We start from the raw sequence: 12,836 nt of genomic DNA, 5'->3' as shown, positions 1-12,836 counted from the left end.
GTCAACTTCCCTTCTGCGGCAGGGAGTCGGTGCTTCCGCCGAGCCTGCGGGAGGCCCACAGCTGGAGGCAGGCCAGGGCGATCAGGCACAGCCCGAAGATGACGGACATCGCGGCCGCGCGGCCGTACTCGCTGTACTGGAAGGCCTGTTGGTAGATGTGCAGGGTGGGGACCTCGGTGTGGCCCGCGGGGCCGCCGTTGGTGAGCACCTGGACGGTGCCGAAGATCTGCAGGCCGCTGAGCAGGGTCAGCACGCTGACGATGCCGGTGACGTGGGACATGCCAGGCCAGGTGACGTAGCGGAACTGGGCCAGTCCGCGGGCTCCGTCCAGCGACGAGGCCTCGTACAGCTCCTTGGGCACGTCCTGCCGGCCGGCCAGGAAGAGGATGAAGCCGAATCCCCAGTGGTACCAGACGAACACGGCGGCGACCGCGATCACGGCGGTCTTGGGATCACCCAGCCAGTTGTGCTGAAGCCCGTCCAGGCCGACGGCCTTGAGCGTCTGGTTGACGACCCCGATGTTCGGGTCGAGGAACCAGGAGAACATCACACCCACCACCACGGTGGAGAACACCCCGGGCAGGTAGTAGACGGTGCGGAAGAACGCCGACCCGCGGCGGGCGCGATGCACGGCCAGGGCCATGACCATCGACACCGCGTTGGCGACGACCAGGCCGACCACGCCGTACAGGACGGCGTTCTTCATCGAGCCCCAGAACTGGGTGTCGTGCAGCACGTAACGGTAGTTGTCGAGCCCGACGAAGGGCGTGTCCAGGCTGACCCCGTCCCAGGACTGGAAACTGAGCAGGATGCCCTGCACGAAGGGGACCACCGTGAACAGGGCGATCACTGCGAGCGCCGGTGCGAGGAACAGCCAGGCCGCCAGGACGCGACTGCGGCGCCGCACTACGCGCTCTTCTGCGCCGCGTCGAGGTCGCCGAGGACCTGGTCGACCGTGCGCTCCTTGAGGACGAGCGCCTGAGTGCCCTTCTGCAGGGCGGTGTTGACCTGTTCCAGGATCTGGTTCGGGACGAGCTGGATGTCGGATATCTTCGCGGCGATCCCCGCCAGCTGCGGGGGGACGTCCTTGTCGGACACGGTGCGGGCGGAGGGGATCAGCGGGACACCCTTGGCCCAGGCCTGCTGCTGCTTGGCGGCGGTCAGCCACTTGAGGAACTTCAGCGCCTCGGCCGCCTTCTTGCTGCGGGGGTTGACCGCCGCGCCCTTGGCCGCGCCGCCGACCAGGCGCGGGGTCTGGGTGCCGTCATCGGCCTTGGGCAGCGGGAAGGAGCGGAAGTCCGTGAAGTCGGGGGCCGTCGCGCGTGCCACGCCGACGGCAGAGGTGCCGTCGAAGATGGCCGCGACGCCCTGGGTGTTGAAGAACGCCTTCTCCACGTTGGGGTTGTCGGTGGTGCCGCTCGGCAGGGAGCCGTTGGCGATCACGCCTGCGTCCCGCAGGTCGACCACGAGCTGCAGGGTCTTGCGCCAGCCTTCGCTCTTCCAGCTGTTCTTGCCCACGAAGGTGGCGTTGAGCTCGTCGTCGGACATGTAGTTGGACGCGTAGGACTGGATCACCTGGTTGGAGAGGCTGGTGGCGAACCAGAAGGGGCCCTTGCCGGACTTCTTGATCTTCCGCAGCTGGTCGATGAACTCGCTCATGGAGGCGGGCGCCTGGTCCGGATCGAGCCCTGCGGCCTTGTACATGGCGGCGTTGACGAAGATGCCGAGAGCCGGGGTCTCCCAGTGGGCGCTGTAGATGCCCGGCTTCACATGCTGCGGGTTGTCGGCTCCGAACGTCGTGGTCTTGAGCGTGGCGGGCCGGAAGGTGTCGCCCCAGCCGTCCTTCATCTGGTCGGTGAGGTCCATGGCCCAGCCGGCCTTGTAATAGGGGGCCATGGAGTGGCCGTCCACTACCGAGTACATGTCCGGCATGTCGCGGGACTGCGAGCTCGACTGGAGCTTGGTCAGGAAGTCGGTCGGGCCGACGTCGTCGATCCTGATCTTCACGCCGGACTGCTGGGTGTACTGCTTGGCCAGCGCCTTCAGCGTCGCGGCCTGGCCCCGTGACTGGTTCATGAAGACGAGTTCGGAGCTTCCGCCCGAGGTGCTGCTTCCGCCGGACCCGCAGGCGGCCAGGGTGGTGGCGGCCAGTCCGCCACCGACGGCGCCGAGGAAACCGCGGCGGGACAGGAAGGGGGCGGTGGCCGGCGCAGCCGCCTCCGCGGTGTGGTCTCGCCTCATCGCGAGCCTCCTCATGGGTCAGTGGGTGGTTCGATTCGAAACTTCACGACCGCTTCGAAATTTAGCGGCGTGATTGACCGAAAGAGATTTCCGTCGGCTTTACTGACGGTGCACGCTAGATATGGGCGAAGTCTTCGTCAACCCTTTGAACACTGCTTGTTTCAGCAGGAGATGGGTCGACCTTTGGCCCGATAGGTGAGCGAAAAAAGTTTCGGTGATACGGTGCTCCCCGTGAGGAAGTAGTCTGACCGGCACGCTCGTCAAAGGGGGAGTCATGGCATCCGCTTCCAGCCGCGTGACACTGGCGCAGATCGCCGAGCACGCCGGTGTCTCGGTGGCCACCGTGTCCAAGGTCATCAACGGGCGCCCCGACGTGGCCCAGCAGACCCGCGACCTGGTGCTGGACCTGATGCGGCAGTACAACTACGGCGGCAACCGTGACGACCTGCGCGCCCACCCCACCGTCGAGCTGTTCTTCGGCTTCGAGCGGCTGAGCATCTACCACACCGAGATCATCCAGAGCGTGGTGGACGCCGGGGCCCGCGAGGGCGTCGCCGTGGTGGTCGGCCGACGCGGTGACCACGATCCGGCGGCCGACCCCGCCGCCTGGGCCCGCGGACTGGTCGCCGCCGGCCGGCGCGCGGTCATCGCCGTCACGGCCAACACCCTGTCGGGCCCGATCCTCGAAGCCCTCAACCGGGTCCGGCTGCCCGTGGTCCTCCTTGACCCCGAGTCCCTGCCCGACGGCTCGATCGTCAGCGTCGGCGCGACCAACTTCGCCGGCGGCAACGCCGCCGCCACCCACCTGCTCTCCCTCGGTCACCGCCGTATCGCCTACCTCGGCGGCACCGAGCACGCCTGGTCCAACCAGGCCCGGCTGCACGGGTTCCGCAGTGCCATGGAGGCGGCCGGCGTGCCCGTGCCGGGCGAACTCATCCGCCACGCCGGTACGTTCCACGCCGCCGAGGGCGTCGAGCACGGCGGACGGCTGCTCTCCGTCGAGCCCACGCCCACCGCGGTGTTCGCCGCCTCCGACGAACTGGCCGCCGGCGTCATCGAGGCCGCCCGGCTGCGCGGACTGCGCGTCCCGGACGACCTCAGCGTCGTCGGCTTCGACAACACCCCGCTCGCCCAGGTGATCTCACCCCCGCTGACCACCATCCACGGCCCCGTCCCCGAGATGGGGAGCGTGGCCCTGCGCACCGCACTGCGCCTGGCGGCCGCCGAGGACATCGACTCCCACCACGTCGAGCTGGCCACCCGCCTGGTGGTCCGTGCATCGACCCGGGCACTGTCGGCCCCGAGCGACGCCACGGCCTGAACCGACCGGCCACCCCCACGGAAAGGGAGGCGACGGCACCGATGGCCACGCCTGCTCCGTACGACCTCGCCATCGACTTCGGCGGCGACCTCTTCCCCGTCTCGGGCAGCCGCCCCCGCCTGTCGTGGAAACCCCCCACCGGCATACCGGCCCACGCCGTCCACGAACTGGAGATCCACGCCGAGGACAGGCCGCCACTGACGACCCCCGCCCACGACCATCTCTACGTCGACTGGCCGGCCCCGCCCCTGCGCAGCGGCGAACGCGTCCGCTGGCGCGTCCGCTCCCGCGCCGAGTCACTGATCTCACCGTGGAGCGCCTGGCACGACTTCGAGGCCGGTCTCCTCGACGAGGACTGGACGGCACACTGGATCACACCCGCCGACGACCCGCAGCACGCGCTCCTGCCCCCCGGCACCCGCCCGGCGCACGTCCTACGCACCACCTTCACCGCGGCCGAAGTGGTCCGCGCCCGCCTGTACTCCACGGCCCTGGGCGTCTACGAGGTCCTCCTGAACGGCGAGCGCGCGGGCACCGTCGAACTCGCCCCGGGCTCGACCTCGTACGACCGCACCCTGTACGCCCAGGCCGCCGACGTCACCTCCTCCCTGCGCCTCGGAGTCAACACGCTCGAGATCACGCTGTCCGACGGCTGGTACCGAGGGCAGGTCGGCGCCTTCCGCAAACCCGCCGGATGGGGCGAACTCCTCGCCGCACGACTGGAGTTGCACCTGGAGCTCGCCGACGGCTCACGTCAGATCGTACGCACCGACGAGCACTGGACCTCGGCCCTGAGCCCCATCACCCGAGCCGACCTGATGGACGGTCAGATCACCGACTTCCTCGCGCCCCGCGGTCCCGAACAACCGGTCCTCGTCGACGCCGTGACCGCACCCCCGATCGACTGGTCCCCGGCCCCGCCGGTACGCGTCATCGAGGACCGCCCCGCCGCCTCCCTCACCCGCATGCCGGACGGCGCCTGGATCGCCGACTTCGGCCAGAACGCCTCCGGTTGGATCGCGCTCACCGACCTCGGCCCGGTCGGCACCCGCACTGTCATGGACCACGGCGAGCACCTCGACCCCACCACCGGCGACCTGACCACCACCCACCTCGACATCCAGCGCCCCGGCGACCCGGTGACGGTCTTCGTCCAGCACGACGAAGCCGTCTCCTCCGGCGCCGCCGACGAGGCCTTCGAACCCCGCCACACCGTGCACGGCTTCCGCTACGCCCGCCTGCAACGCGGCGACGTCCCACTGGACGCATCCGGCCTGACCATGCGGGTGGTCCACACCGACCTGCGGCCCACCGGCACCTTCACCTGCTCCCACCCGGACCTCAACCACCTGCACGAGGTGGCTCGTTGGAGCTTCCGGGGCAACGCCGTCGACGTGCCCACCGACTGCCCCACCCGCGAACGCATCGGCTGGACCGGCGACTACCAGGTCTTCCTCCCCAGCGCCGCCCGCCTCTACGACGTCTCCGGGTTCAGCCGCAAGTGGCTGCGCTCGGTGCGCGACGACCAACTCGACGACGGACGTATCGCCAACTTCTCCCCGGACGGACGGCGCATCAAGCTCGGCGGTGACAAACGCCTGGACATGATGACCGGTTCCGCCGGCTGGGGCGACGCCATCGTGCTCGTACCGTGGGAGCTGTACCGGACCTACGGCGACCGCCAGGTCCTCGCCGAGAACTGGGACGCGATGGTCCGCTGGGTCGAATGGGCGCTCGCCACCGCGCGCACCGCCCGCCACCCCTCTCGCGTGGCCCGCTCCGAAGTGCCGCTGCCGCACGAGGAGTTCATCTGGGACGGCTCCTTCCACTGGGGCGAGTGGGCCGAGCCGAAACCCCGCGCCGAGGACGGCTCGCTCCTCGAACCGACGGACGACGAGCCCGAAGCGTGGATGAAGACCGACAAGGGCGAGGTCGGCACCGCGTTCCTCTACCGCTCGACCGCCACGCTCGCCGCGATCGCCCGTGTCCTCGGCCGCGAGGCCGACGCCGCCCGCTACGCCGGGCTGGGGGAGCGGATCAAGGAGGCGTGGCGGACGGAGTTCCTCGACGACACCGGCCGTACGACCGTCGACACACAGGCGAGCTACGTCCGCGCCCTCGCCTACGGTCTGGCGCCGGAGAAGCTGCGCGACGCCGTCGCCGCGCGGCTGACGGCGCTCATCGAGGCGGCCGGGACTCGCCTGGGCACGGGATTCCTCTCGACCGCCCACCTGCTGCCCGTCCTCGCCGATACCGGTTATGTCGACCTCGCCTACCGGGTGCTCCTCCAGCGCACCTCGCCGTCCTGGCTCGGCATGCTCGATCGCGGTGCCACGACGGTGTGGGAGGACTGGGACGGCGTCGACGAGAACGGTGTCGCCCACGACTCGCTCAACCACTACAGCAAGGGCGCCGTCATCCAGTTCCTGCACACCCACCTTCTCGGCCTGCGGCAGGCGCCGAACTCGATGGCCTGGCAGCGGTTCGTCGTCGCCCCTGTACCCCATGCGTCGGTCACCTGGGCTCGCGGCACCTTCGACAGCCCGCGCGGCACCATCGCGGTCGACTGGCACACCCAGGGGGACACGCTGCACCTCACGCTCGACGTACCGCCCACCTGCACCGCCACGGTCGTGATGCCCGACGGACAGGAACTGACAGCGGGCCCGGGCCGGTTCGAGTACTCGGCGGTCCTGTAACCCCTAGGCTGCGGGAATGCGGGAGTTGACGATGCGTATCCGGGTGGCTGCCTACGTCCTGCGCCGGCGCGCGGGACGGTCGGTGGAGTTGCTCGTGTTCGACCACGACGCGGACCTGCCGCCCGGCACGCATGTCCCCGCGGGGGGTGTGGCCCCGGAGGAGCCGCTGGAAGAGGCAGTATTGCGGGAAGTCGCGGAGGAGTGCGGGCTGACCCGCGTGCGGGTGCTGCGCCCCCTCGCTGAGGAGCACACGCCGCACCCGATCCGCCGCTTCCCCCGCCACACCACCTTCTTCGAACTGGAGGTGGACGACGACGCGGATGTCCCGGATGCGTGGGACCACCACGTGACGGGCGCGGGGCGCGACAACGGCATGACGTTCCACTGCCGTTTCGAGCCGCTGCCCCTGGCCTTCCCGTTGGCGGACGGCCAGGGAGCCTGGCTGGATCGTCTGGAAGCATGAGCACCGTCGCCTGGTCGAGCCCACAGCCGGCACGGCAGGCACGCGGGCGGCAGGTGCCGACCTCTCTCGCTGATCGTCACGCCCGGGCAGCGGGCAGACTGCGCCCAGTCGACAGACGACGACCTCCAGAAGCTGCGCATTCTCGCCGGCTGGTACGCCCGGTCGACTCTTCCACCCACGCCCTCCGGGCCCGCCTCGGGAGGGGACAGGCCTCAGTCTTCCGGGGGAGCCTGACTCCGCGCTGATCACACGCTTCGCCGCTGGGTCATCTTGCCGCCGTCTCCCGCGGGCTTGTTCGTCCAATGAACATGTCCATTGAGCGTGACGGCGGTCACTTCCTACGTTGTCGCTGCTCGGCAGGTCCCCCACCCCGTCGGGCGACCTCAGTCAGGGTTGGTCGCAGAGCCACGCGGAGGCGGTCCGCGCAGGCCCCGGGGGCGGTTCGGCAGCGGTGTCTCCGCACGGCCTTACAGAAGCACCCCCAGCAAGGTCCGGCGGTGAACGCCGGTTCCGACAGCAGCGCGCGCCGCGCGCAAGGAGTCGTCCATGGTCCAGATCGATTCACCCGCCGAGGCGAGCGGGGAGAGTGCCAGATACACCCTGCGGCCGGGCACGCTGGCCGCGGTGGTGCTCGCCGTGTGCCTCTCGCAGATGGCCCTTTCCGTCCCCTCGCTCATCACCGGCCTGATCCAGCAGGATCTCGCGCCGTCCTCGGCGCAGCTGACGTGGATCGTCGACGCCTTCTTCATCCCCGTCGCCGCGCTGGAACTGGGCTTCGGCGTGTTCGGTGACCTCTTCGGCCGCAAGCGTCTGCTCGTCGGCGGAGCCGCGCTGATCGTCATGGGCTCGGCGGTCGCGGTCCTGGTCCCGGGCCAGGGATCCTCGACCGACACCCGGGTGACCTTGCTGATCGTCGCCCAACTCCTCAGCGGTATAGGGGCCGCGGCCATCTTCCCGACGAGCCTCGCCATGGTGGCGGCCGGCACGCACACCACCGTCACCCGTGCGCGTGGCGTGGCGGTCTGGGCCGCGTCGCTCTCGATCGGAGGCTTCCTCGGTCCGCTGCTGGCAGGCGTCGCCGCCAAGATCCACACCGGCTGGGACGGGACCGGGAACTGGCGCTGGGCCTACGTCGGGGTCCTGGTCATCGCCGCCGTCAGCGTGGCCCTGTCGTTGCTCCTCGCCCAGAACTCCGCCGCGCCCGAGGGCCGTTCCCTGGACTGGCCGGGGCAGATCACCGCCGCGCTCGGTCTGTTCGCTCTGCTGTACGCGGTGATCCAGGGCCCCGAGAGCGGCTGGGGCAGCCCGCAGATCGTCGTCGCTTTCATCGCGGCGGGTGTGCTGCTCGTGCTGTTCGTCCTCGCGGAGGGGCGCGTGGCGCAGCCGCTCCTCCTCCTGAGCGCGTTCAAGAACCGGGCGTTCGCCGTCAACTCGGTGGTCACCCTGGTCGGCATGTTCGGCTTCCTCGCGGTCATGTACTCCACCAGCATCCGTCTGACCAGCGTCCAGGGATTCAGTCCGCTGAAGAGCTCCATCGCCTACCTGTTCTTCGGAGGCATCGGCTTTGTGCTGCTGCCGCTCACGCAGAAGTTGCTGGAGCGCTACAACCCCCGCTGGGTTCTCTTCGCGGGCCTGCTCCTCATCGGTGTCGGCGGGCTGTGGTTCGCCGGAGTTCCGGCGAGCGACCGGGCGTTGGGCTCCATCGTCGGGCCGCTGATCCTCGCGGGTACCGGATCGGGACTCGCCTTCGCCGCCATGAGCGCGGTCGCGGTCAACTCGCTGCCCAACCATCTCGCCGGGATGGCGAGCGGTGCCACGAGCACGTTCCGGGACCTCGGGTTCGCCTTCGGCCCCGCGATCGCGGGCGCCGTCGCGCTGGGCCAGGCCGCCAAGGAGATGGCCCGCGAGGTGGCAGGCAACCCCGGTCTGACCAAGGCGTACGCGGCATTCCAGGCCGCTCCGGCTCATGCTCCCGCCGAGCAGAGACCCCAGCTGGAGGCCGCGGTGCACGCCGTCGCCTCGGGACCACTGGGCGCCAACTCCGTTCCGGCGACCGTCACTTCACCGGGCGGTCAGGTCATCCCCTTCAACCCGCTCAAGGACGTCGCGTTCCACGCCCTCAGCAACAGCTACTCCCACGCGTACGTGCTCGGCGGCGTGGCCGCTCTCGTGGCCGCTGCCCTCACCCTCGCCGGCGGGCGCGGTCGTCCGGGACAGACGCATCTCGACGACGATCCGCACACGCTCGACGACTGACGGCGGAACGAAACGAACCGGCCGGTGCCGGGCGAAAGCAGCAGCCGCCCCCGCCGGTGCCTGGCGAAGGCAGCAGCCCGGCCGGGAACACCGGGCGCGCCCGCCGCGACTCCTCCCCGTCAGGAGGCCCGCGGCGGGCGGCGCCGTACCCCTACAACGATCACACGACCCGCTCGGACAGGAATCGCACCATGACCACTACGACCACCACGACCACCACGACCACCACGACCACCACGGTCTCCCAGGCCGAGGCGGCCTGGCTCGTCGCGATCACGCAAGGGGACGAGGAGCAGCGTGCGCTCATGCTCCCCGACTGCGTGATCGTGCACGGGCCGGTCGGCAACATCCATGACCGCGAGCGCTTCCTCGCCCACAACGCGTCGATGGGAGCCACTCTCGAAGCCGAGACCAGCGAGGTGACCTGCCGGGAGGATGGGGGGCGCGCCATCGTGACGTGCTTTCAGAAGATGCGCATCCTACGGGTGCCCGACCTGCCGCCGTTCCTGGTGCAGGCAGTGGCCACTCGCGTATGGTTCGCGACCGACGAGGGCTGGCGGCTCGGGCACATGCAGCTCTCCCGGCGACAACCCGCGGTATGACACGCCGGCTTCCCCGCCTCGCGCGAGGTCATGACGCGCGGATGGGGATGCCCGGCCGCCAGCCCAGACTCCGGGACAGCCCCAGTCCGCTCGCGACCAGCGAGGGGACGGCCGCCTGCAGCTTGATCGAGCCGGCCGCCACCACGACGGACAGTGCCGCGACGACCTTGCCGCGGCCGTCGACGATACGCGTCGCGACCGACTCGGCCCCTTCGCTCAGCTCCTCCTTGACGACGACCGTTCCGGTCGAGCGGCAGGACGCCAGTTCGCGGCGGAGTTCGGCCGGGTCGACGATCGTCTTCGGAGTGAAGCGCCGCAGCCTGCCCGCCAGCACCTCGTCGATGAACTCCGGACTGCTGTGGCTCAGCAGCACCTTGCCGACGCCCGAGCAGTGCAACGGCAGATGGCCGCCGACCTGCGAGGTGAGCCCGACGGCGTTGACCGCCGAGAGGCGTTCGATGATCACGGCCTGGTCGCCCTGGAGGACGGCCAGCTGCACATGCTGGCGCAGAGCCGTGTACAGGTCCTCCACGAACGGCTGGGCCGCGCTGCGGAGCGTCTCGGCCCGGGGGGCGAGCGTGCCGAGCCGCCACAGCCGCAGGCCGATCGCGAAGCGGTTGTCGCTGGTGCGCTCCAGCGCACCGGCCTCCACGAGTTCGAGTGTGAGGCGCCGCGCGGTGGCATGCGGCATTCCGGTGCGTCTGACGAGGTCGGCGAGGCTCAGCTCGGTGTGGTCGGGGTCGAAGGAGAACAGCAGGTCCCACAGCCGGGAGCTGACGGTCCGTCCGGGCTCGTTCGCGCGAGGCATGGCCTCTCCTTCATTGCTCGTGACCCGGTCATTGCTCGTGACCCCGGCCACCCTACCTTCGCTGTTCGTTGAATGGATATGGAAGTTCTTCGAATGGTCAGCGTGTCGAACACTAGGAGCATGATGAGCACAGAAGACGGCCCCAAGATCGCGATCCTCGGTGGTGGCATCGGAGGCCTCGCCGCCGCGGCGTTCCTGCGCGACCAGGGCTTCCACGCCGACGTCTACGAGCAGGCCGCCGCCCTGACCGAGGTCGGCGCCGGCCTGGTGATCGCGCCCAACGCCGGCCGCCTGCTGCGCCGTCTCGGCGTCCTGGACCGGTTCGTCGAACGCGCGGTCCGGATGGAGGTCGGCTGGGAGTTCCGGCGCTGGGAGAACGGCGCCGTCCTGTCCGCGGAGAACCTGGAGGAGGGGTGCATCCGCCTGTACGGCGAGCACACCTACACCGCCCACCGCGCCGACCTCCTGGACGCCCTGCGGTCGGCCGTCCCCGAGAGCTCCCTCCACCTGGGCAGACGCTGCGTCGCGGTCGAGTTCGAAGGCGACCGGGCTGTTCTGCGTTTCGAGGACGGCGAGGCGGTCCGGCCCGACATCCTCATCGGCGCCGACGGCGTCCACTCACGCGTGCGCGCCGCCATCGTCGGCCCGACCCAGGCGCGGGAGTCGGGCATCTGCGCCTTCCGGGCCCTCGTACCGGCCCAGAAGGCGCCCGACTTCGCCAGGCGGCGGGCGCAGACGCTCTGGATCGGTCCGGAACACCACCTCGTGCACTACCCGGTCTCCGGCGAGGAGGCCATCAACCTCGTCGCCTTCGCGCCGGCCGGAGCCGACAGCGTGGAATCGTGGACGGCCACCGCGACGGTCGAGGACCTGCTCGCCGAGTTCGCCGGCTGGGATTCCCGGCTGGTGGACCTGATCAGGGCGGCCGAGACCCCGGGGCGCTGGGCGCTGCTCGACCGTGAACCCCTCGACCGCTGGAACCGCGGCAACGCGACCCTGCTCGGCGACGCGGCCCACCCCATGTTCCCGTTCTTCGCGCAGGGCGCCGCCCAGGCGATCGAGGACGGCGCCGTCCTCGCCCTGTGCCTCGCGGCCGACCCGGACCACCCGATCGCCGCGCTGGCCCGCTACGAGGAGCTGCGCCGACGCCGTACCGCCCGTCTGCAGGAGGTGTCGCACGGCAGGTCGCACATCAACCACCTCCCCGACGGCCCCGAGCAGCAGGCACGCGACCTGCGGTACTCGCAGGCCGACCCGCTCAAGAAGAACGGCTGGATCTACGAGTACGACCCGGAGGCCGCCGTCTCATGAAGATCACCGCGGCGGTGTCACGTGAGAGCGGCACCGCCCCCGGCCTGGAGCAGGCCTACCTCGGTGAACCGAGGCCGGACGAGGTCCTGGTACGTATCGTGGCGACCGGCATCTGCCACACCGACATCAACGCGCACCACGGCCGCGGGGTTCCCGTTCCCCGCCCGATCGTGCTCGGACACGAGGGCGCGGGCGTCGTGGAGGCGGTCGGTGCCGGCGTGACCCGCCTCGTGCCCGGTGACCATGTGGTGCTCTCGGGCAACTCCTGCGGTGTGTGCCCCCGCTGCCTCGACGCACGGCCCACCTACTGCCATGAGGCGATGCGGGTGGCCTTCGGCGGCGCACGCCTCGACGGCAGCTCGCCCGTCTCCCAGGACGGTGACCGGATCGCGGCGATGTTCTTCGGACAGTCGTCCTTCGCGACGTACGCGCTGGCTCCCGCGCGGAGCGCGGTCCTGCTGCCGAAGGACATCCCGTTGCACCTGATGGGACCGCTGGGCTGCGGTGTCATCACGGGAGCGGGCTCGGTCCTGGAGGCGTTCCGGCTGCGCCCCGGACAGTCGATCGCCGTGTTCGGCACCGGAGGCGTGGGGCTCTCGGCCGTCATGGCGGCCCGTCTCGCAGGGGCCCGGCACATCGTCGCCGTCGACATCGACCAGCCCCGGCTCGACCTCGCCCGGGAGCTGGGAGCGACGGACACCGTGCTGGGCGGTGCCGGTGCCGAACAGGCGCTGCGGGACATCGAGCCCGAGGGCTTCGACTTCGCGTACGTCACCGCGGACGTACCGTCCGTCTACGCGACGGCGACGACATGCCTCGCTGTCGAAGGCACACTCGGCTATGTGGTGGCACCCGCGGGCGAATGGATCCCGGACACCGGTTTCCTGCTCGCCGGCGGGCGCCGGCTCCAGGGGATCATCGGGGGCTCGGCCAACCCCCATGTGCTGATCCCTCAACTCGTCGAGTACTGGCGGGCGGGACGGTTCCCCTTCGACCGCATGATCGAGGAGTTCCCGTTCGGCGACTTCGCCCGGGCGTGGACGGAAACCGGTTCCGGGCGGGTGATCAAGGCTGTGCTCAGGATGCCGTAGACCTGAAAGCGGTTCCATGAACAGCCCGGTCGGCGGGGTCACGA

The 12,836-nt window shown here is 70.2% G+C and carries 10 protein-coding genes; 7 read left to right on the top strand and 3 right to left on the bottom strand.

The window, feature by feature from the left end:
• Nucleotide 1: 1 nt before the first annotated feature.
• Nucleotides 2–907: a sugar ABC transporter permease gene (locus ABZT17_RS21970; RefSeq protein WP_356351177.1), complete on the bottom strand. Its 906-nt coding sequence runs from the start codon at nt 905–907 to the stop codon at nt 2–4.
• Nucleotides 907–2,241, bottom strand: a complete 1,335-nt coding sequence (locus tag ABZT17_RS21965; protein ID WP_356351176.1) for an extracellular solute-binding protein — start codon at nt 2,239–2,241, stop codon at nt 907–909. Before ABZT17_RS21965 ends, ABZT17_RS21970 begins: the two co-directional genes overlap by 1 nt.
• Before the next feature lie 274 nt (nt 2,242–2,515).
• Here ABZT17_RS21965 and ABZT17_RS21960 point away from each other — a divergent pair, with 274 nt between their 5' ends.
• From ABZT17_RS21960 to ABZT17_RS21940, 5 genes are all read left to right on the top strand, one after another.
• On the top strand, nt 2,516–3,562 hold the full coding sequence (locus tag ABZT17_RS21960; RefSeq protein WP_356351175.1) for a LacI family DNA-binding transcriptional regulator: 1,047 nt from the start codon (nt 2,516–2,518) through the stop codon (nt 3,560–3,562).
• 41 nt (nt 3,563–3,603) lie between these two features.
• On the top strand, nt 3,604–6,261 hold the full coding sequence (locus ABZT17_RS21955) for a family 78 glycoside hydrolase catalytic domain (protein WP_356351173.1): 2,658 nt from the start codon (nt 3,604–3,606) through the stop codon (nt 6,259–6,261).
• Between the two features lie 16 nt (nt 6,262–6,277).
• On the top strand, nt 6,278–6,724 hold the full coding sequence (locus ABZT17_RS21950) for an NUDIX domain-containing protein (protein ID WP_356351172.1): 447 nt from the start codon (nt 6,278–6,280) through the stop codon (nt 6,722–6,724).
• A gap of 546 nt (nt 6,725–7,270) precedes the next feature.
• On the top strand, nt 7,271–8,980 hold the full coding sequence (locus ABZT17_RS21945; protein WP_356351171.1) for an MFS transporter: 1,710 nt from the start codon (nt 7,271–7,273) through the stop codon (nt 8,978–8,980).
• 191 nt (nt 8,981–9,171) lie between these two features.
• The gene (locus tag ABZT17_RS21940; protein WP_356351170.1) at nt 9,172–9,582 is read left to right on the top strand and encodes a nuclear transport factor 2 family protein; all 411 of its coding nucleotides are present in this window, start codon (nt 9,172–9,174) and stop codon (nt 9,580–9,582) included.
• Nucleotides 9,583–9,610: 28 nt separating this feature from the next.
• On the opposite strand, the gene ABZT17_RS21935 is transcribed toward ABZT17_RS21940, so the two are convergent.
• Nucleotides 9,611–10,390: an IclR family transcriptional regulator gene (locus ABZT17_RS21935; protein WP_356351169.1), complete on the bottom strand. Its 780-nt coding sequence runs from the start codon at nt 10,388–10,390 to the stop codon at nt 9,611–9,613.
• A gap of 120 nt (nt 10,391–10,510) precedes the next feature.
• Between ABZT17_RS21935 and ABZT17_RS21930 the strand changes: the two genes are divergently transcribed.
• Together ABZT17_RS21930 and ABZT17_RS21925 are read left to right on the top strand one after the other, a co-directional pair.
• Nucleotides 10,511–11,701, top strand: a complete 1,191-nt coding sequence (locus ABZT17_RS21930; protein WP_356351168.1) for an FAD-dependent monooxygenase — start codon at nt 10,511–10,513, stop codon at nt 11,699–11,701.
• Nucleotides 11,698–12,792 (top strand): NAD(P)-dependent alcohol dehydrogenase, encoded by a 1,095-nt coding sequence (locus ABZT17_RS21925; RefSeq protein WP_356351166.1) that lies wholly within the window; start codon nt 11,698–11,700, stop codon nt 12,790–12,792. The genes ABZT17_RS21930 and ABZT17_RS21925 overlap by 4 nt, the downstream gene beginning before the upstream one ends.
• The last annotated feature ends 44 nt before the right edge of the window (nt 12,793–12,836 follow it).

The organism is Streptomyces sp. NPDC005648 (assembly GCF_040605395.1).
Classification (GTDB): Bacteria; Actinomycetota; Actinomycetes; order Streptomycetales; family Streptomycetaceae; genus Streptomyces.
This window is presented reverse-complemented; position numbering and strand designations above follow the sequence as displayed.

Excerpts from the sequence above, each read along its gene's own strand:
- ABZT17_RS21965 (WP_356351176.1), bottom strand. The coding sequence starts at position 2,241 with ATGAGGCGAGACCACACCGCGGAGGCGGCTGCGCCGGCCACCGCCCCC.
- ABZT17_RS21960 (WP_356351175.1), top strand. The coding sequence starts at position 2,516 with ATGGCATCCGCTTCCAGCCGCGTGACACTGGCGCAGATCGCCGAGCAC.
- ABZT17_RS21955 (WP_356351173.1), top strand. The coding sequence starts at position 3,604 with ATGGCCACGCCTGCTCCGTACGACCTCGCCATCGACTTCGGCGGCGAC.
- ABZT17_RS21950 (WP_356351172.1), top strand. The coding sequence starts at position 6,278 with ATGCGGGAGTTGACGATGCGTATCCGGGTGGCTGCCTACGTCCTGCGC.
- ABZT17_RS21945 (WP_356351171.1), top strand. The coding sequence starts at position 7,271 with ATGGTCCAGATCGATTCACCCGCCGAGGCGAGCGGGGAGAGTGCCAGA.
- ABZT17_RS21940 (WP_356351170.1), top strand. The coding sequence starts at position 9,172 with ATGACCACTACGACCACCACGACCACCACGACCACCACGACCACCACG.
- ABZT17_RS21935 (WP_356351169.1), bottom strand. The coding sequence starts at position 10,390 with ATGCCTCGCGCGAACGAGCCCGGACGGACCGTCAGCTCCCGGCTGTGG.
- ABZT17_RS21930 (WP_356351168.1), top strand. The coding sequence starts at position 10,511 with ATGATGAGCACAGAAGACGGCCCCAAGATCGCGATCCTCGGTGGTGGC.
- ABZT17_RS21925 (WP_356351166.1), top strand. The coding sequence starts at position 11,698 with ATGAAGATCACCGCGGCGGTGTCACGTGAGAGCGGCACCGCCCCCGGC.